This is a genomic window from Oceanobacillus jeddahensis, from assembly GCF_000750635.1.
GTDB classification, from domain to species: domain Bacteria; phylum Bacillota; class Bacilli; order Bacillales; family Amphibacillaceae; genus Oceanobacillus; species Oceanobacillus jeddahense.
Genome location: NZ_CCDM010000002.1, coordinates 789,566 through 808,698, shown reverse-complemented (window position 1 = coordinate 808,698; position 19,133 = coordinate 789,566). Strand labels below are relative to the sequence as shown.

18 protein-coding genes are annotated in these 19,133 nt (G+C 38.1%); all 18 read right to left on the bottom strand.

Going from position 1 to position 19,133, the window contains the following annotated elements; all coding sequences use genetic code 11:
- Positions 1 to 37: 37 nt before the first annotated feature.
- On the bottom strand, positions 38 to 340 hold the full coding sequence (fliE, locus tag BN986_RS11605) for a flagellar hook-basal body complex protein FliE (RefSeq protein ID WP_040980103.1): 303 nt from the start codon (positions 338 to 340) through the stop codon (positions 38 to 40).
- 19 nt (positions 341 to 359) lie between these two features.
- Positions 360 to 812 carry a flagellar basal body rod protein FlgC gene (gene flgC, locus BN986_RS11600; protein WP_040980101.1) on the bottom strand — a complete coding sequence of 151 codons (453 nt, stop codon included), beginning with the start codon at positions 810 to 812 and terminating at the stop codon, positions 360 to 362.
- Between the two features lies 1 nt (position 813).
- Positions 814 to 1,206 carry a flagellar basal body rod protein FlgB gene (gene flgB, locus BN986_RS11595; protein ID WP_040980099.1) on the bottom strand — a complete coding sequence of 131 codons (393 nt, stop codon included), beginning with the start codon at positions 1,204 to 1,206 and terminating at the stop codon, positions 814 to 816.
- 1,499 nt (positions 1,207 to 2,705) lie between these two features.
- Positions 2,706 to 3,485, bottom strand: a complete 780-nt coding sequence (gene codY, locus BN986_RS11590) for a GTP-sensing pleiotropic transcriptional regulator CodY (protein ID WP_040980097.1) — start codon at positions 3,483 to 3,485, stop codon at positions 2,706 to 2,708.
- Between the two features lie 28 nt (positions 3,486 to 3,513).
- The gene (hslU, locus tag BN986_RS11585) at positions 3,514 to 4,911 is read right to left on the bottom strand and encodes an HslU--HslV peptidase ATPase subunit (protein WP_040980095.1); all 1,398 of its coding nucleotides are present in this window, start codon (positions 4,909 to 4,911) and stop codon (positions 3,514 to 3,516) included.
- A gap of 45 nt (positions 4,912 to 4,956) precedes the next feature.
- On the bottom strand, positions 4,957 to 5,502 hold the full coding sequence (hslV, locus tag BN986_RS11580) for an ATP-dependent protease subunit HslV (RefSeq protein ID WP_040980093.1): 546 nt from the start codon (positions 5,500 to 5,502) through the stop codon (positions 4,957 to 4,959).
- A 13-nt stretch (positions 5,503 to 5,515) separates the two neighbouring features.
- Positions 5,516 to 6,409 (bottom strand): tyrosine recombinase XerC, encoded by an 894-nt coding sequence (gene xerC / locus BN986_RS11575; RefSeq protein WP_040980841.1) that lies wholly within the window; start codon positions 6,407 to 6,409, stop codon positions 5,516 to 5,518.
- Between the two features lie 447 nt (positions 6,410 to 6,856).
- Complete coding sequence (gene topA, locus BN986_RS11570) at positions 6,857 to 8,935, bottom strand: type I DNA topoisomerase (RefSeq protein ID WP_040980091.1); 2,079 nt, start codon at positions 8,933 to 8,935, stop codon at positions 6,857 to 6,859.
- Between the two features lie 84 nt (positions 8,936 to 9,019).
- Positions 9,020 to 9,919, bottom strand: coding sequence for a DNA-processing protein DprA (dprA, locus tag BN986_RS11565; protein ID WP_040980090.1), 900 nt, complete (start codon positions 9,917 to 9,919; stop codon positions 9,020 to 9,022).
- 125 nt (positions 9,920 to 10,044) lie between these two features.
- Positions 10,045 to 10,947 (bottom strand): succinate--CoA ligase subunit alpha, encoded by a 903-nt coding sequence (gene sucD, locus BN986_RS11560; RefSeq protein ID WP_040980088.1) that lies wholly within the window; start codon positions 10,945 to 10,947, stop codon positions 10,045 to 10,047.
- Positions 10,948 to 11,010: 63 nt separating this feature from the next.
- Complete coding sequence (sucC, locus tag BN986_RS11555; RefSeq protein ID WP_040980086.1) at positions 11,011 to 12,171, bottom strand: ADP-forming succinate--CoA ligase subunit beta; 1,161 nt, start codon at positions 12,169 to 12,171, stop codon at positions 11,011 to 11,013.
- Between the two features lie 182 nt (positions 12,172 to 12,353).
- Positions 12,354 to 12,632 carry an EscU/YscU/HrcU family type III secretion system export apparatus switch protein gene (locus BN986_RS11550; protein ID WP_040980084.1) on the bottom strand — a complete coding sequence of 93 codons (279 nt, stop codon included), beginning with the start codon at positions 12,630 to 12,632 and terminating at the stop codon, positions 12,354 to 12,356.
- A complete protein-coding gene (locus tag BN986_RS11545; RefSeq protein ID WP_040980082.1) occupies positions 12,629 to 14,806 on the bottom strand; it encodes a hypothetical protein in 2,178 nt (725 codons plus the stop codon). The genes BN986_RS11550 and BN986_RS11545 overlap by 4 nt, the downstream gene beginning before the upstream one ends.
- A gap of 21 nt (positions 14,807 to 14,827) precedes the next feature.
- Positions 14,828 to 15,598: a ribonuclease HII gene (locus tag BN986_RS11540; RefSeq protein WP_040980080.1), complete on the bottom strand. Its 771-nt coding sequence runs from the start codon at positions 15,596 to 15,598 to the stop codon at positions 14,828 to 14,830.
- A 113-nt stretch (positions 15,599 to 15,711) separates the two neighbouring features.
- Complete coding sequence (ylqF, locus tag BN986_RS11535) at positions 15,712 to 16,551, bottom strand: ribosome biogenesis GTPase YlqF (protein ID WP_040980078.1); 840 nt, start codon at positions 16,549 to 16,551, stop codon at positions 15,712 to 15,714.
- A gap of 560 nt (positions 16,552 to 17,111) precedes the next feature.
- On the bottom strand, positions 17,112 to 17,288 hold the full coding sequence (locus tag BN986_RS27005) for a hypothetical protein (protein ID WP_157037073.1): 177 nt from the start codon (positions 17,286 to 17,288) through the stop codon (positions 17,112 to 17,114).
- A gap of 347 nt (positions 17,289 to 17,635) precedes the next feature.
- On the bottom strand, positions 17,636 to 18,184 hold the full coding sequence (lepB, locus tag BN986_RS11530; protein WP_040980076.1) for a signal peptidase I: 549 nt from the start codon (positions 18,182 to 18,184) through the stop codon (positions 17,636 to 17,638).
- Between the two features lie 493 nt (positions 18,185 to 18,677).
- Positions 18,678 to 19,022: a 50S ribosomal protein L19 gene (rplS, locus tag BN986_RS11525; protein ID WP_040980074.1), complete on the bottom strand. Its 345-nt coding sequence runs from the start codon at positions 19,020 to 19,022 to the stop codon at positions 18,678 to 18,680.
- Positions 19,023 to 19,133: the final 111 nt, after the last annotated feature.

The window sequence follows — 19,133 nt, the reverse complement described above, 5'->3', positions numbered from 1 at the left end:
ACTATTATCTTTTTTCTTATTTATTTTATACTTGCACTTACACCTGCATCCGCATTATTTCGTTGTACGCGTCGATTACTTTACTCTGCACTTGCACACCTGTTTCAAGTGAAACACTTGCTTTTTGAGCTGTAATCATTACATCATGAAGGTTCTCTACATTGCCAGTTGCCAATCCTTCTGTTTTTTTATCTGATTCTAATTGAATGTGATTTAAATCCTCAATAGCGTTTTTTAACATAGAAGAGAAATTACCTTGTGCTTGACTTGGAGTTAAACGCGAAGATTGCCCCTCTTCAACCTGATTTACTGGAGGGAGGTAAGTTCCAATTGTATTCATTCTGTTCGACCACCTTTTTTTATTGTCCGATTTCTAATGTTTTCATAAGCATTCCCTTACTCGCATTAAAAGCTGTTACATTTGCTTCATAAGAACGGGAAGCGCTCATCAAATCAACCATTTCTTTTAAAGGGTCTACATTGGGCATTTCAACATAGCCTTCTTCATTTGCATCCGGATGTTCTGGATTATACACAAGTTCAAATGGTGTTTGGTCCTCTACAATTCCAGTTGCACGTACACCACCGCCAGAATCATTATTCCCTTCTGCATGTTTTAACATTTGCTTAAAAGAAGGCTGTTCTGTTCCAAATGTTGCCATTTTTCGTCGGTATGGTTCGAATTCTCCATCTGCATTTTGTGTTGCTCTTGTTGTCTGTGCATTTGCCAGATTAGAAGAAACCAGATCCATACGTAATCTTTGCGATGTCAAACCACTTGCGCTAGCATCCATTGATTGAAAGATTGACAATTTAATTCCCCCCTCGAATAACCGATTGTAAACTGCTAAATTTTCCACTTATACGATCAATAAGACTATTATAGTAAATTTGATTTTTAGCCAGTTCTGACATTTCTTTATCGATATCGACATTATTTCCGTTATGATTATATGTAGTTGATGAATCTTTCACGATCCGATAGGGATTATTTCCTTCTTCACCAAAGTTAAAATGCCGTTCGTTTGTTGTCTTCGTCTCAAGGCCAGTCATCTCATTTTCTAAAGTAGATTTAAAACTTACTTTTTCAGCTTTATAATTAGGTGTATCAACATTTGAAATATTATTAGAAATAACATCATTTTTTGCAGAAGCGTACTGTATAGAATTTTCTAAGTTATTAATCGTTCCACTAAATAAGTTCATTTTATCTTTTAACACCTCTTTTTTTCCATTAACGCCCATAAATTGTATTGATTATACGAACTAATTTTAAATTAAGTATTAGACAAAGTCTATGCAATTTCTACATTAATATTGACAAATTTAAAAATCGTTCATTATAACCAGACTAAAAGTCCTAAATATTCGTTTTTCATTTTCACGTTCCCGTATATCCCCCAAATCTTTATACTCTATACAAAAGTCCTAATGTGATTCCACTAGTTTTAAAACAAACAAAAAAACAGGTAATTAGACCTTATTTTCAATTCTACCTTTTCTTACCAAGGAATTCAATATACTCAGATGAAATTATTTTTAAATATAATTTACTATAACTTAACTTTCGTAAGTTGATCTTTCCTTCGATAACTCTCTAGAAAGAATAGAAGGTGCAGTGTAAAGTCCCGCTGCGGCGGACCGTTTTGCTTTCCAACGTACAACGGTTTTTGATGGGGCGAGTAATCGCAGTCCCAACCCCAGGATGTTGCGACTTTAGTCTGCCTAGGGGCATGCTCTTCAGCTAACTTTTGCCAAGAAGAGCGCTTGACAAAAGTGGATCTTCAGATGGTGCTGATCCCATAGGAGTCAAAACGGTCCGCCTCCGCTAGTAAGGTGTTCTATATGTGGAACAGCTGAACAAATAAAAGGTAGATCAGACAGAAGAGATTTTTTGTTGTGCATGGTAAAATGTTCAGTAATCATTCCTCTCTGTGCATAAAAGCTGTTTCTTGTGTTTCATATCCATACTATTTTGATTCGAACTGCTAAACCAACCATTTGAAATAACGGAATGATTGTTGCATCAAGCGATAGAGATACTATTTCGTCCACCCCAACAGGATGTTATTTCTTTCATTCGCTGTAGAGTCCTAGCTAAGCGGAGGCCAACCACGCAGACTCCTATGGGAACAGGGCGAGCTGAAGATCCACTTGAAAAGCGGTCTTCTTTTCAAGTTAGCTGAAGCCGTCCCCATGGAAAGCGGAGTGGTTGGCTGGAGCGGAGCTATACACTATCATTCGTTCAAAAAAATGATTTAACCAAAAGCAAGAACAATAATGAAGAACATGATAATCCTGAAAATAGGAAGATATATACGCTTATTCTTAGGTGCGAAAAAATGAGACTATGAAAATATATTCAAAGAATGTTCGATAAAAAAGGCCAAACAGCCAGAAATGATATATCTTAAGGGTGTGTATATCCAAAATGTTCAGGAGTACGGTTACACATCCCATTATAAAGAACGGAACGCCGGAAGGTTGATGTGATGTTATTTTTTACGTACAAGCCTCCACTGAAATGATACTTACCGTGTTCTACGCATGTAGCCCGCCCCTCAGTTGAAGTCCTTTTGGGTGAATCTTTTTGAGTTTTTTATCCGTTCTTTTCCTGTCAGCAATATCTCTTTAACAAAATTCCGTACTTTTCTCACACAAAAAAAGCTATGAAGGAATACTCCCTCACAGCTTTTTTTGTTGATTTAGCGTGTACGGATTTTTTCTAATTCTACTAAGAACTTATCGTTTAGTACTTTAATATACGTTCCTTTCATACCTAGAGAACGAGATTCGATAACGCCTGCACTTTCTAACTTACGTAAGGCATTAACAATAACAGAACGTGTTATTCCAACTCGATCAGCAATTTTACTTGCTACTAATAAGCCTTCTTTGCCATTTAACTCTTCAAAAATATGATCGATTGCTTCCAATTCACTGTAAGATAAAGAGCTGATTGCCATTTGTACAACAGCTTTGCTTCGAGCTTCCATTTCAATTTCTTCTGTTTTTTCATGAAGAATTTCCATTCCTACTACTGTTGCACCATATTCAGCTAATAATAAATCATCATCATTAAATGTTTCGTTCACACGACCGATAATTAGTGTTCCTAAGCGTTCCCCGCCACCAATAATTGGGACAATTGTTGTATAGCCATCTTTAAATAATTCCTTATTTTCTACTGGAAATACAGTGTGTTTGTTGTCAATATCAAGATTTGCAGTAGTCTCACGAATTTCTTGTAGTCCTTCTGTATATTCTACAGGGAATTGTTTTTCTTCAAGCATTGTTTTCATACGATCATTTTCTACTTCTTGATTCACTGCAACACCTAATAATTTCCCGCGTCGGCTAACTATATATACATTACCTCGAATTACATCACGTAATGAAGCTGACATTTCATTAAAGTTTACCGACTTTCCTGTTGCTGTTTGTAACATTGCATTAATTTTTCTTGCTCTCGTTAATAAATCCATTTGTTATTCCTCCATTCAAAATTTTAAATTATAGTATAAATTGACTGAGATCCTTGTTTTGAGCAATCGTCGAAAGCTTATTATCAACATATCCTCCTGTAATTTCAACTTCAGCCATCGAAATATCAGGAGCTTCATAGGACAGGTCTTCTAGTAATTTTTCTAAGATCGTGTGCAATCTACGTGCCCCAATGTTATCTGTATTCTGATTCACATCATAAGCAATCTGCGCAAGTCTTTCTATAGCTTCGTCCGTAAATTTAAGTTTTATACCTTCTGTTTCTAGCATTTGCTTATATTGTTTTAATAAAGCATTGGAAGGTTCCGTTAAAATTTGCTTGAATTCATTGATTGTAAGCTTTTCTAACTCTACACGAATCGGAAATCTTCCTTGTAGCTCCGGAATTAAATCAGAAGGCTTTGACATATGAAAAGCTCCTGCTGCGATAAACAGAATATGATCTGTTTTTAATGTTCCATGTTTAGTGACAATCGTTGATCCTTCTACAATCGGCAGAATATCTCTTTGCACACCCTCTCTAGAAACATTCGCAGAGCCTTCTTGTTTTCCGGCTACTTTATCAATTTCATCAATAAAAATGATGCCTGTTCGCTCAGAACGTTTAATCGCTTCTTGCGTAACCTCATCCATGTCGACAAGCTTTTGCGCTTCTTGCCGGGTTAAGACTTTTCTTGCCTCTGAAACTGTTAATTTACGTTTCTTTTTCTTTTTGGGCATGAACTGACCAAAAGCATCTTGCATGTTCATCCCCATTTGTTCCATTCCCGAACCTTGCAGCATGTCAAACATAGATGGCGGAATTTCTTCAATTTCAATAGAAACATAATGGTCTTCCAGCTCACCTAAAGCCAACTGATGGGCTGTTCGTTTTCTTCTCGATTTAATTTCTGACTCTTCATTGGATGTATCATCTTCTTGGTCTTCCTCTGAATCAGAAGCTTGAAATAGCATTTCAAATGGATTTTTCACAGAATTTTTAGATTTTGTTTGCGGGACGAGCAGTTTTACAAGCGTTTGATTTGCCTCTTGTTCTGCTCGATCCATGACATCCTCCATCTTTTCTTCTTTCACCATTCGAACAGCTTTTTCAACTAAATCACGTACCATTGATTCAACATCTCTACCAACATAACCAACTTCCGTAAATTTTGTAGCCTCTACTTTAATAAAGGGCGCCCCAACTAATTTCGCAAGACGTCTTGCAATTTCTGTCTTACCAACACCTGTTGGGCCCATCATTAAAATATTTTTAGGTACAACCTCATCTTGAAAATCTTCATCCAGCTTCATACGTCTATAGCGATTCCTTAAAGCTACAGCCACCGATTTTTTTGCTTGCTTTTGACCTATAATATACCGATCCAACTGATTTACAATTTGTTTAGGCGTTAAGTCTACCGTCATGAAAAGCATCCTCCTTTATCAAGATTTCATTAAAAGCATGAGATTTTATTCTAATACTTCTAACGTAATCTGATCATTTGTAAACACACAAATATCTCCCGCAACCTCCAGTGCAGTTTGCGCAATTTCAGCAGCAGATAACTCAGGTGCTTTTTGAATCAATGCTCTGCCGGCACTTAACGCATAATTACCTCCAGAACCAATCGCTAGAATACCGTCGTCCGGTTCAATCACTTCACCTGTGCCAGATACAAGGTACATATTTTCTTTATTCATCACGATCAACATAGCTTCTAACTTTCTGAGAACTTTATCAGAGCGCCATTCTTGTGCTAATTCAACAGCAGCTCTTGTCAAATTACCGTTAAATGCCTGTAATTTCCCTTCAAATTTCTCAAATAGAGTGAAAGCGTCTGCCACAGAACCAGCAAATCCAGCTAAAACTTTTCCATTATATAACGTTCTGACTTTTTTTGCTGTGTGCTTCATGATTACGGAATTTCCCAATGTAACTTGACCATCACCACTCATGGCACATTTTCCATTATGCTGTACCGCAAATATGGTTGTGGCATGCATTTGCGAGTCCATATATCCACCTCACCTAATTTTTATCATTTGCGCGCGGATGGCTTTTCGTATAAGCCTTTTTCAGATGCTCTTTAGAAACATGCGTGTAGATTTGTGTAGAGGATAAACTCTCGTGTCCTAACATTTCCTGTACAGACCTTAAATCAGCCCCCTCATTCAACATATGCGTTGCAAACGTATGTCTGAGCTTATGAGGGTGTACTTTAATATTTATAGAAGCTTTTTCTACTATTTTATTTAACACAGTACGAATGCCTCTTGTTGTTATCGGATTTCCTCTTGCGTTTAGAAACACATTCTCTGTTATATTATTTGACTTACCCAGTAAATTTTCTCTTCCATTAAGCAGATATTTTTCTAAAGCTGCTTCTGCAAAGCTACCAAAAGGAACATAACGTTCTTTTCTTCCTTTTCCCTTTACAAAAATAGTTCCGATTGAAAAATCAATATCCTGCAAACGTAATTGCTGGCACTCACTAACACGAATTCCAGTACCGTATAGAACCTCTAACAACGCTTGGTCCCGCTGCCCCATATCCGTCGTCAAATCACTCACACAAAAAAGCTTCTCCAACTCCTTTTCATACAGAAAGCCCGGGACAGGTTTTTCCGATTTAGGGAGTGTAAGCTGCGTAAATGGATTCTCCAAAACGAAATTCTCCCGCTCTAAAAAACGGTAAAAACTCCTTAATGAAGATATTTTCCTGGAAACAGATCTCCTACTTAATGCCTCGTTATATAATTCTGTAAGAAATACCCGAACTTCCCGGTAACTTACATCTTTTAAATCATTTACTTCTTCTCTTTGCATAAAAGCTTCGAATGTTTCTAAATCAGTCCGATAATATTGAATAGTATACGGTGAGGCATTTTTTTCAATTTGTAAATACTCTATAAATACATCCATATATTCCTTTAAATTCACAAATAAGTCACCTCATCATCGTATAACGGATAAAGCATAGCATAATACATATTAGAATGCAATGAATTTAACGAAATTGTAATAAAATTCAGAAAGGTACTTACGGTTAAGAAAATTCAATGAAGTGAAAAAACAACGATAGGATATATCGGGGCATCTAAAAGTCTTACCTTTCCCATTATACAAGTATATTTAAAAGAACCATAGCTACCTGATCAAATAATTCGGAGTATTATTTCCATCAAGATAATTGGACATCTTCTGTAAAGGAAAATCCCTTACCAAGTAGAGATTATAATGATAATTATTATTTTAGTCAACTTTAACGTTTTTTATACTTTTGTTTCAAGGATTCTAAAACAACACACCAAACATATATATGTTTTTACTTTTCTTAACACCAACAGAAGTAGCTGATTGGCTGATCAGCTACTTCTGGGCAACTTCTTTATATTCACAATTAGAGCATTGAACTTGCGTTTCTTTTTTACTTTTCTTTTCAACAAGCATGGAATCACATTTTGGACAGGTTCTGGCAATCGGTTTATCCCATGAAACAAAATCACACTCCGGAAATTGATCACAGCCATAGAAAGTCCTCTTTTTCTTTGATTTCCTTTCTACGACATCACCTTTATGACATTTCGGACAAGTGACACCTATTTTTTTCAAAATTGGTTTTGTATTTCGGCATTCAGGAAAGTTGGAGCATGCCAAAAATTTACCATATCTCCCCATTTTATATACCATTTCATGCCCACATTCTTCACAGTCTATTCCTGCAGGCTCATCACGTATTTCTACTTTTTCCATTTCAGCATCCGCTTTTTCTAGACGCTTACTGAAGTCTTGATAGAATTCGTCAATAATTTGAATCCAAGCTGTCTTTCCCTCTTCAATGGAATCTAAGTCTGTTTCCATTTTTGCAGTAAATTCTGCATCAATTACCTCTGGGAAGAACTCTTCTACAAGTTCACAAACGATCGTACCTAACTCTGTTGGTACAAACCGTTTATTATCCATCGATACGTAACCTCTACGCTGAATTGTATCTAAAGTTGGCGCATAGGTAGATGGACGACCAATCCCCATTTCTTCCATTGTTCTAACTAATCTGGCATCTGTATACCGTGGAGGCGGTTGCGTGAAATGTTGATTCGGTTTCACTTCTTTTGATTCAACCTTCATACCTTCTTCTAAGTCTGGCAATATTTTATCTTCCAGCTTTTTATTATCATCGTTGCCTTCCACATAAACTTTCATAAAGCCTTTAAACTTTATCTTTGAACCGGTAGCACGAAACTCTACGCCATTATTTAATAAGTGCACCGTCATTGTATCCATTATAGCTGGAGCCATTTGACTAGCAACAAAGCGCTCCCAAATCAGTTTATACAGACGCAGCTGATCTCTCGATAAAATACTTTTTAATTCTTTTGGATCACGCAAAGTGGAAGTTGGACGTATTGCTTCATGGGCATCTTGCGCACCACTTTTATTTTTAGTGGGGGCTTGTTTACCAAGATAATTTTCTCCATAATTTTCTTTAATATATCCTTTTGCTTCTTCCTTAGATCCATCTGAAATTCTTGTGGAGTCTGTACGCATATAAGTGATTAAACCTGTAATTCCCCCTGAAGAACGGCCTAAGTCTATTCCTTCATATAATTGTTGAGCGATCATCATTGTTTTCTTCGCCCGGAAGTTAAGTTTTCTCGCTGCTTCCTGTTGTAGGGATGATGTAGTAAATGGAAGTGCAGGGTTTCGTTTTCTTTCTCTTTTCCTCACACTTTGAATAGTAAATTCTTTTCCATCCAGTTTCTTTTTAACCTCTTCTACATCTTCTTTTGTTTGAAGTTTCGTCTTCTTACCATCAACACCATAAAAGGAACCTTCAAACGTTTCCTTTCCTTTTGCAAATAAACCATCGATAGACCAATATTCTTCCGGCTTAAAATTCTCAATTTCTTTTTCTCTATCAATAATCATTTTTAATGCTACAGACTGTACTCGTCCGGCACTCAATCCTTTTTTCACTTTCTTCCATAATAATGGGCTGATATTGTAACCCACTAACCGGTCAAGGATACGGCGTGCTTGCTGTGCATCAACTAAGTCTAAATCTATTGCACGGGGGTGTTTAAACGATTCTTTAATAGCGTCTTTTGTAATTTCATTAAAAACAACACGGCATTTTGACTGTTCATCAACATTTAGAATATGAGCTAAATGCCAAGCAATTGCTTCTCCTTCGCGATCCGGGTCGGCTGCGAGATAGATTTTTTTTGCTTTTTTTGCTGATTTTCTTAAATCCTTCAGTATATCCCCTTTTCCTCGAATGGTAATATACTTCGGCTCATAATTTTCTTCTACATTTACTCCCATTTGACTTTTTGGTAAATCACGAAGATGTCCCATGGAAGCTTTAACTGTATATTTTTTTCCTAAATATCGTTCAATCGTTTTTGCTTTCGCCGGCGATTCAACGATAACGAGATAATCTGACATGTACGTTCCTCCCATAATGAGGTTGACAATTTACGAATAGAAATCTTTCCTAATACTATAGATAGAATACGTTTTTGTCAAACACTATTTATTGAACATTTGAAAATGATAATTCCATTCTGTGTAAATATCTTCCGCAGATTGAATTAATTTTGCACCATCCTGAATGATTTCATTACAACCTATGCACTGTTTTAAAAGCGGGTTACCTGGTACAGCAAATACATCTCTGCCCTGATCAAGAGCCTGATTAACTGTAATCATCGTACCGCTTTTCTTCGTCGCCTCTATTACTAAAGTCCCCATTGTTAAACCGCTTATAATCCGGTTCCTTTCAGGGAAATGATATTTTCGCGGCGGTTTATCAGGCGGATATTCAGAAAGTACTAACCCTTTCTTTACGATTTCGTGAAACAGCGGTATATGTTCTTTTGGATAAACGGAACGGAATCCGCTCCCTAAAACTGCAATCGTGTTTCCCTGCCTTTTTAAAGTCAACCGATGTGCCATACTATCAATACCTCTAGCCATACCGCTGACAATCACCCATTTTGCATCAATTAAAGGTGCAACTGAAATCGCAAGCTTCCCAAACGCCTCACTTGATGGATTTCTGGTACCAATAACACTAAGTGTCGGCTGTTTTGTTAAAAGATGCAAATTTCCTACACCATATAAAACGAGCGGCGCGTCTTTAATTGTATTTAACATAAGAGGATAATATTCGTCAACTATTGTGATGATGTGGAATTCTCTAGATTCGTCCCATATCTTCTTTTTTAATTGCGGATTATGAAGGTCTTGCAAGAGGGTTTGTGCTTTTTTATGAGGAATCCGAATAATTTGTGACAATTCTTGAGAGGTTATTTGATAAATCATTTTTAATTCAGGGTCTATCCGTATCCATTTGCGGATAAACGGGCGTGAGGCATAACGGCATCGACTGAGATGAATAAAGTCTAATCGATTAAAATGATAATTCAATACATATCAATCCCCTTTCTTCTACAACACGTACATTTTAAGCTTTTAAAAAAACCTGAACAAAATGCTGATTCTATCTATTATAATAGATAGAATCAGCATTTTCTGTAGCAGCCTCAACAGGCTCAGTGTGTTTTACACTTTTCCTCTAAACCTTTTTCTTTTAATGCTTCAATCATTGTTTCTCCCATAACGGCAGGAGTAGAAGCTACTTTAATACCGCAAGACTCCATAATGTGGATTTTTTCTTCAGCTGTCCCTTTTCCTCCGGAGATGATGGCACCAGCATGTCCCATGCGTTTTCCTGGAGGTGCTGTTGCACCGCCGATAAATCCGACAACCGGCTTTGTCATGTTTGCTTCCACCCATTCCGCAGCTTCTTCTTCAGCAGTACCGCCGATTTCACCAATCATGATAACAGCCTCTGTTTCAGGGTCTTTATTAAATTCATCTAATACATCAATAAAGTTCGTTCCATTGACCGGATCACCGCCAATACCGACAGCTGTGGTTTGTCCATAACCGGCTTCAGATAACTGATGAACAGCTTCATAGGTTAAAGTACCTGAACGGGAAACCACACCGATATGGCCTTTTTTATGGATGTACCCAGGCATAATGCCAATTTTTGTTTCATCAGCTGTAATTACACCAGGACAGTTAGGCCCAACAAGACGCGTTTTCTTACCTTCCATATAACGTTTTACCTTCACCATATCCATTACCGGGATATGTTCTGTAATACAGATTACTAAATCAAGCTCTGCATCAGTTGCTTCAATAATGGCATCAGCTGCAAAAGGTGCCGGCACATAGATAACAGATGCTGTTGCTCCAGTAGCTTTCACAGCATCTTCAACTGTATTAAATACAGGAACTCCTTCTACTTCTGTACCTGCTTTTTTCGGTGTAACCCCACCTACAATTTTTGTACCATATTCCAGCATTTGTTTTGTATGGAAACGTGCAGTTCCACCTGTAATTCCTTGGACTATTACTTTTGTATCTTTATTAATATAAACACTCATTCTAAGTCCGCCCTTTCCTATTTGTACGTCCTTTATTTGTATGTCATTGTAACGGTAACTACTTTATTTTACTGCAGCAACAATCTTCTCTGCGCCATCCGCCATAGAGGATGCAGAAGTAATATTCAGACCTGATTCGTCTAAAATTTCTTTTCCGCGCTCCACATTCGTGCCTTCTAAGCGAACCACTAACGGGATGGTCAGACCGATTTGTTTCGTTGCTTCCACAACTCCTTCAGCAATAACATCACATTTCATAATTCCGCCAAAAATGTTTACAAAAATCCCTTTTACATTTTTGTCTGAAAGAATGATTTTAAATGCTTCTGTTACTTTTTCAGCTGTAGCACCGCCTCCTACATCAAGGAAGTTAGCCGGATCGCCGCCATAGTGCTTAATAATATCCATCGTAGACATTGCTAAGCCGGCACCATTTACCATACATCCGATATTTCCATCTAATGAAACATAACTTAAGTCATATTTAGAAGCTTGGATTTCTTTCTCATCTTCTTCACCTAAGTCACGCAGATCTGCTATATCAGATTGACGGTAGAGTGCATTATCATCAAAGTTTAATTTTGCATCTAAAGCAAGCACTTCATTATCACCTGTAGTTACAAGCGGATTAATCTCTGCAATAGAGCAATCTTTTGCAACAAAAGCATCATAAAGTGCTGTCATAAATTTAACTGCTTTCCCTAGTAATTCATCAGGAATATTAATATTAAATGCTAGTCTTCTAGCTTGATAAGGTAATAAGCCAACGACAGGATCAATTACTTCTTTAAAGATTTTTTCAGGTGTTGCTTCTGCCACCTCTTCAATTTCTGTACCGCCTTCTTCAGACGCCATCATCACTACTCTTGACGTTGCACGATCAAGAACTACCCCTACGTAATATTCTTTTTGAATATCACAGCCTTCTTCAATAAGTAAACGTTTTACTTCTGTGCCGTCAGGACCATTTTGATGTGTTACAAGTGTCTTTCCTAAAATTTCATCCGCATATGTACGAACTTCCTCCAGGTTCTTTGCTACTTTTACTCCGCCAGCTTTCCCGCGTCCACCTGCATGGATTTGCGCCTTGACAACGGTTACAGACGAGCCAAGCTTTTCCGCAGCTTCCACAGCTTCATCTACTGAATAAGCAACATGACCGTTCGGAACGTTGACACCAAATTCTCGTAAAACTTGTTTACCTTGGTACTCATGAATGTTCATCTTCCATCCTCCTATCAAAATCAATGCACTACTATTGTATTAAAAATAGAGAAAATAAACAAGAAATAGGGAACACAAAATTCAACATTATTTCTTTATTCGCCAAAAAGGATGAACGAGACTGCAGATAAATTCCATTCATCCTTTTGCAGACTAGCGATGACATGATATTTTATTATACTTTACATATTTTCTTTTCCTGTCTGCTTATCAGTTTGATAAATAAAGGCAAAAACTTCTGAAACGACTTGAAACAGTTCTTCCGGGATTTGTTCATTGATATTTAATTCAGCGAGTACTTCTACTAAGGAAGGGTCTTCTAAAATTGGAATATCATGCGTCTGTGCCCTTTCTATGATTTCTTCAGCAAGAAAACCTTTTCCTGAAGCTTTGATTCTCGGCGCATCATCCATACTCTGTTCATAGCTTAAAGCTACTGCTTTTTTCCGTTTTTCATTCATATCCGGAAATCCACCCCTCCTTGCTCAGGATTTTCATCAAGAGCGCTTGTTGATTGAAGCTGCTGTTTATCTATTTCTGTATAAGGTTTACAGATAATTGATGCGACTTGATAATTCATTTTTTCTAAGGCTTCTTGCAGATTTGGCCGAAGTTTATCTACCAGCATTGGTGTTGTTGCTTGGTCATTATATATGGTAATAGCTAATGAATTCTTTTGAACATGTAAATCAACAATCGTCTCTTTCATCCTGTGCAGCTGCAAGTCAAATATAATCCGACAATGCTCAGGATCAATACTCCCATCAGCAGTCTTCTTTCCTTCAAAATGCAAGCCAATATCCTTAGATACACCCAGTTTTTGACCGGGTATTTGTAGGTTAGTCTGAATAAAATAACTACTTTCATTGATATTATTTAATTGCATCCCGTTCAAAAAATGGACTACCTGCTGTGCATTCTCCCTGCCAATCCCGCTGCTGGTATTCTGAAGCATTTCCAGCAATAAGTGTTTGAACTGCATCGAGTTTGCGTCATCTGTTTTTAACGAGTTTTCTGCATTTAATCCTGCATCACGGAGAACCCACTGCATTTGCTGCAGGAATTGCTCTTTAGGATTATGAATCATATGTTCATTAGAAGCTTTCCAGATATTCAAGAGGCGTTCCAGTGCTTGATAATTTTTTGGTTCTGTTAATGCTTCCATTAGGGAGCGGACAGTATTTTCACTCTCTTGTGCAACCGGCGCATGATTAGAGAAATACTGTGGAAACTCAGCAGTTAAATGGGCCTTAGGCAGAGCTGCAGTATTGTTTCCCTGTATCATCGCTCCATGTAACACTTTCGCCTCTGCCATGAGTTGTTTCTGATTTCCCAAAATAGACTGGATCTGTTCTTTTACACCTTCAAAGCTGCCTGTGAACGGTGTGGTTATCGTTCCTTGACTTTGCCCTGCTGGCGGATTCCATTGCTGTAATGCATTTATCCAGCCTTGCTTACCTATTGACTTTGAAACAATACCTAAGTCTTGTAAAAGAGGAAACAATGCCGGTTTTGCAGCTTGTGTATCAGCAGTCAATACAATTTTTACCGCTCTTTCATTAGAGGTTCCCAAAATATTCATGAAACGTTCCAAAGTTTGATAATTTTTAGGTTCTGATAAAGCTTCGGTTACTTGACGTGCATTCCCTTCGTTTCCAGGTGTTTGACTTGAAAAATATTGCGGGAACTGTGCTTCCAAGTTTGGCCTCATCTGTACTCCCTTGTTATTTCCTTGTTGTTGAGCCCTCGCTTCAGACATCAGCAGCTGCTGATTTGCTAAAATAGATCGAATCTGCTCCGTTACCTTTTCAAAGCCAGCTGTAAATGGCGGTGTTGATGCAGCCTGGTTGATTGCATTCGGCGGAGCTTGTGTATTCCATTGCTGTAAAATATTCGACCAGCTTTGTTTATCCAATGCTTTTGAAACGAAGCCGAGATTTTGAAGCAACGGAAATAAAACTGGTTTTGCTGTTTGCGCATCAGCAGTTAAGACGGCACGTACAGCACTTTGTTCAGATGGAAATCCTCTCAACACATGTTCCAGGTTTACTTGCAGCATCGATTGTTTCCCTGGAGGAAGAGAACGGTCAAGCGAGGCTAAACCGGCACTGATATTTCCATTTTGTAATGCCTGCACTGCCTGAAAAGAAGCTTGAGTAACCGGGATTCGCATTTTCATTAACTGCATAAGTACAGGCATTGCCTGCCTCGGGGGGATTTTATTATCCTGGATATATTGTACTGCCTGCATTAAATCACTTCTCTGCATTGGTACTTGTTCTCTGGCGAGAGCATTTACAAGCTGGGAAGTTAATCTGTTTTCTTTGATGCCAAGCTGCTGCAGAAGATTACTGATCATTTGCTCTTTATTTTGCTGTTCACCTGTCATTACTTTTAACTCCGGCATGTTACCTTCATTAGATGTAACTTGAAAAAAATACCTTCCACCAACGGAAAGTGAGGCCTCAAGCTGAGCAATAAGCTGGTTGCCTTGAATTTGAATGGCTGCTCTTTGATTTGGATAAAGCTGTTTTACCGTTCCTTGTAAAACATCCCCCATCTTTAAATTTTGAAGCAAGCTAGCCTTGGATGGACGTAGTAACTTATCCGCCTTTATATTTTCTTGAATCCTCATAGCTTCTCCTCTTTTTCTTTATCATTTTACCAATGTTTTTATTGGAGCAAATGATGTTCTATGGTAAGGCGTCACTCCAAATTGATTCAGCCCCTCTAAGTGCGCTTTGGTGCCATATCCCATATTTTTATCAAAATCATAACCGGGATATTCTTTATTTAATTCCTTCATAAACTGATCACGGGCTACTTTTGCCAGAACACTGGCAGCTGCAATACTGATACTTGACGCATCTCCCTTGATAATTGCTTCTTGAGAACAATGTAAACCCGGAAGGTGGACCGCATCAACCAACACATGATCAGGAGACGGGTCTAATCCTTCCAACGCTTCATACATTGCTTTTTTAGTTGCTTGATAAATATTGATTGCATCAATCGTTTGATTATCTATAAAAGAGATATGATAGTTGACAGCATGTTCTTTTATATAGATACTATATGCTTCTCTCACGTCTTCCTTTAATTTCTTAGAGTCATTTAACCCGATCAGCCGAAAATCTTCAGGAAGAATAACAGCTGCCGCAACCACTGGTCCTGCAAGCGGTCCTCTTCCTACCTCATCTACACCAGCAATCTTTTCTGCTCCATTTGTATATGCTTTCTTCTCGTAATGCTGCATCGCTGTAAACTGGTTGATTAAGAGTTTTTCCCGTTCTTTTTTACGTTGATATGATTGAATCAGTGTCTGTACACCTTTTCTTTCATCTTGCAGCAACACTTCCCAGTTTTCAGTTGTCAGATTATCTTCATTTAGTAATTCTTTAATTTCTGCGATGGATTGTTTTTTCATTTTCTATCCTGCTTTCTTTTATTATCGTCATTTTTTCAAGCATGTTAAGCTGTCTTTTTAAATACAAAAATAGCCTACAAAGAAAATCCCTTGCAGGCTGTTAAAATAAGTTTTTATGGCAGCTCTAATGTGAACTTACCTAATTTTCCTGTACGTAAATCTTGAAGAACAATATCGGAGACTTTATCAAAATTTACATGACCGCCGCTTTCCAATGCGCCTCTTTTCCTTCCGATGCCTTCAAATATCTCTACCATATCAGAACTATCCTCTATACCATAACGTTCCTGCAGGTAACTCGGGTATTCTTCAAATAAAAAGCGGATAACAAAGGCTGTAATATCTTGAAGAGGAAGAAGCTGGTCTTTTATTGTGCCAATTGCCGCCAACCGGTATCCCACAGCTTCTTCTTCAAATTTTGGCCATAAAATGCCTGGAGTATCCAATAATTCAAAGTCTTTCTTGATTTTAATCCATAATTGCTGCTTGGTAATTCCAGGACGATCTCCTGTTTTGGCAATTTTTTTATTGGCAAGCCGATTAATCAACGTAGATTTCCCTACATTTGGAATACCAACGATCATTGCTCTGGCAGGCCTAGGCTTAATTCCTTTTGCCTTCAGCTTGTCCATCTTTTCTTGCCCCATTGCTTTGGCGAGTTGAACAACCTGCTGTATATCTCCTTTTTGATTCACATCCACTGCAGCAGCTTGTATTCCTTGTCCCTGATAACTTTCTATCCAATTAGCTGTTCTTGCAGCATCCGCTAAATCTTTTTTCATCAGCAGGACAAGCTTCGGTTTTTGTCCTAAAACTTCTTGCAGCATCGGATTTTGCGAGGAGTATGGCGCTCTTGCATCAACTAATTCAATCACAAAATCTACGAGCTTTAATTGCTCCTGTACTTCTCTTCTGGCTTTGGCCATATGGCCGGGAAACCATTGAATTGGCATAACGATTTTCAACTCCTTCCATATCAAGGGTTACTAGGCTTATTTTTTACTTTTTATTAACTAACTAAACTTTCGCACCTAAGAATAAGCATATATATCTTGCCATTCCAGGGTTATCGTATTCTTCATTATTGTGCTTGCTTTTGATTAAATCACTTTTTTGAACTAATGATAGTGTATTGCTCCGCTCCGGCCAACCACTCCGCTCTGATAGGATTCTACAGCGAATGAAAGAAATAACATTTTGATGCGTTTGACGAAATAGTAGCTTTCGCCTGAATAACCAATCATGAAAGCGTGGATAGTTAACATCAAGAATAACTTTCATGCACAAAAAGAAATCATTGCTGAACATTTTTACCATGCACCACAAAAAATCTCTTCTGTCTGAACTACCTTTTATTTGTTCAACTATTCTATATATAGAACATCTAACTAGCGGAGGCGGACCGTTTTGACTCCTGTGAGGAAAGCGGAAAGTGTCGTTTAAAAACGTAACAACTGGACCGAAGCAACTGAGATAAAGGAATCACCGTGAGTTTACGAACGGATGATGACTTTCACCCGCGGGGCATAAGTGCGACTTTACTTCTGTCTGCGCCTGTCGGCTTGCCAATCAGTAAGTCTTCTTTATCGTAGGGCGCTCTCGGGAAGTTGTCTAGTTTTTGACGCTTGTAGCTGGACAAGGGATCAGCACCATCTGAAGATCCACTTTTGCCAAGCGCTCTTCTTGGCAAAAGTTAGCTGAAGAGCGTGCCCCTAGGCAGACTAAAGTCGCAACGTCCTGGGGTTGGGGCTGCGATTACTCGCCCCACCGAAGAGCTTTTGCGGTTACTCGTCCCATCGAAGACCGTTGTACGTCGGAAAGCAAAACGGTCCGCCGCAGCGGTCGCCTCACACTTCACCTTCTATTCTTCTTGTCTTGGGAGTTATCAAAGGAACAATCCACCCCTGTGTCTATGAAAATGAAGTTTCTTTTTAAGGTGCAAAAATTGAGTAACTAATTAAACATTCACTCACCAGTGGTTCGCAAATAACTTTACATCATCCTAATGCACAGTACCGGCTGCTCTATTTACTCTCTTTATTCACTAAAATGTATTCGATTCAATGGCCAGTAGACAAAACTTGCCTTCCCGACAACTTCATCCATCGGCACAACTCCAATAATACGGCTATCTGTTGAATTGCTTCGATTATCACCTAATACGAATACAGAATCTTCAGGAACGACTTCGTATCCTTCTTCCAATTCTTCTAACTCAAAATCATTTGTAAAAACTTGATCATTTAAAAATGGTTCATCTACTGGTTCGCCATCTATATATAATACATTATCTCTCACTGCTACATGTTCTCCTGGTAAACCAATGACACGTTTGATAAAATCATTTTGCTCAGGAGCATGGAAAACAACAATATCAAAACGATCCGGTTCTCCAAGTGTATAAGTGATCTTATTAACAATCATTTGATCGCGGTCATGTAAGGTTGGAAGCATGGATGGTCCTTCAACAACAATCGGCGCAAATAAAAACATCCGCACTAAGAACACGAAACCAAAAGCCAGTAATAATGCTTTTATCCAATCCAACCATTCATTTTTTTTCTTTTTTTGCTCTTTCTCTGTCATCTAACTTCCTCCGATAACTACAGTCTACCTTTTATTGTAGCTAGTAAACTTTAGATAAACAACTTCTAAGTATTATTTTTTTATAAACCATTTTTAAAAAAGATACAAAATGCTAAAAGAATAACTTGATACTTCTTCTTTTTTAGTCTTCAAATCTAAACCTGGATAGCGTGAATAAGCATTTATTCATACTTGGCGTATAATATTATCTTAATCAAGAACAAAAGCGCAGAGCGCCTGTTTAAAAACGTAGAGATTGGAGCGGCGCAACTGAGATAAAGGAAACACGGTGAGGTGACGAACCGATGTTGACTTATCGTAGGGCGCGACGTGAAATCTCCTAGTTTTTGGCGTTCGGAGCTGGACGTGGCTGTTTTACTATAAATAGTTATCCACAAGGCAATAATTCTATAATTTCCTATGCAATGAAAAAGAGCTACTGTCATTATTGACGTAGCCCTTTTGTATTTGTTTCAAATTCTCTGTCAGCTGATTAGCGACGTTCTTTAATACGAGCTGCTTTTCCACGCAGGTTACGTAGGTAATAAAGCTTCGCACGACGTACAATACCGCGACGAGAAACTTCAATTTTATCAATTCTTGGTGAATGTAATGGGAAAGTACGCTCCACACCAACACCGTAAGAAATTTTTCTTACTGTAAACGTTTCGCTGATTCCGCCATTTTGACGCTTAATTACAACACCTTCAAATACCTGGATACGTTCACGATTACCCTCAACAACCTTAACGTGAACTTTTAAAGTGTCACCAGGTCGAAAATCAGGATGATCTGTACGTAATTGATCTTTTGTTACGTCAGCAATAATTTGTTGCATGATTTTCACTCCTTCCAAACTAATGCTCATGCCCTCATTTGAACAGCGGAACATCGTTCTACATGCTTATACGCACATAAGCACAATTAATAATATAGCATATTCCAGCGT

Bases quoted from the DNA above. Each gene is read 5' to 3' on its own strand.
- fliE (WP_040980103.1), bottom strand. From the start codon at position 340: ATGAATACAATTGGAACTTACCTCCCTCCAGTAAATCAGGTTGAAGAG.
- flgB (WP_040980099.1), bottom strand. From the start codon at position 1,206: ATGAACTTATTTAGTGGAACGATTAATAACTTAGAAAATTCTATACAG.
- codY (WP_040980097.1), bottom strand. From the start codon at position 3,485: ATGGATTTATTAACGAGAGCAAGAAAAATTAATGCAATGTTACAAACA.
- hslU (WP_040980095.1), bottom strand. From the start codon at position 4,911: ATGACGGTAGACTTAACGCCTAAACAAATTGTAAATCAGTTGGATCGG.
- hslV (WP_040980093.1), bottom strand. From the start codon at position 5,502: ATGGACTCGCAAATGCATGCCACAACCATATTTGCGGTACAGCATAAT.
- xerC (WP_040980841.1), bottom strand. From the start codon at position 6,409: ATGGATGTATTTATAGAGTATTTACAAATTGAAAAAAATGCCTCACCG.
- topA (WP_040980091.1), bottom strand. From the start codon at position 8,935: ATGTCAGATTATCTCGTTATCGTTGAATCGCCGGCGAAAGCAAAAACG.
- sucD (WP_040980088.1), bottom strand. From the start codon at position 10,947: ATGAGTGTTTATATTAATAAAGATACAAAAGTAATAGTCCAAGGAATT.
- sucC (WP_040980086.1), bottom strand. From the start codon at position 12,171: ATGAACATTCATGAGTACCAAGGTAAACAAGTTTTACGAGAATTTGGT.
- BN986_RS11550 (WP_040980084.1), bottom strand. From the start codon at position 12,632: ATGAATGAAAAACGGAAAAAAGCAGTAGCTTTAAGCTATGAACAGAGT.
- BN986_RS11545 (WP_040980082.1), bottom strand. From the start codon at position 14,806: ATGAGGATTCAAGAAAATATAAAGGCGGATAAGTTACTACGTCCATCC.
- BN986_RS11540 (WP_040980080.1), bottom strand. From the start codon at position 15,598: ATGAAAAAACAATCCATCGCAGAAATTAAAGAATTACTAAATGAAGAT.
- ylqF (WP_040980078.1), bottom strand. From the start codon at position 16,551: ATGCCAATTCAATGGTTTCCCGGCCATATGGCCAAAGCCAGAAGAGAA.
- lepB (WP_040980076.1), bottom strand. From the start codon at position 18,184: ATGACAGAGAAAGAGCAAAAAAAGAAAAAAAATGAATGGTTGGATTGG.
- rplS (WP_040980074.1), bottom strand. From the start codon at position 19,022: ATGCAACAAATTATTGCTGACGTAACAAAAGATCAATTACGTACAGAT.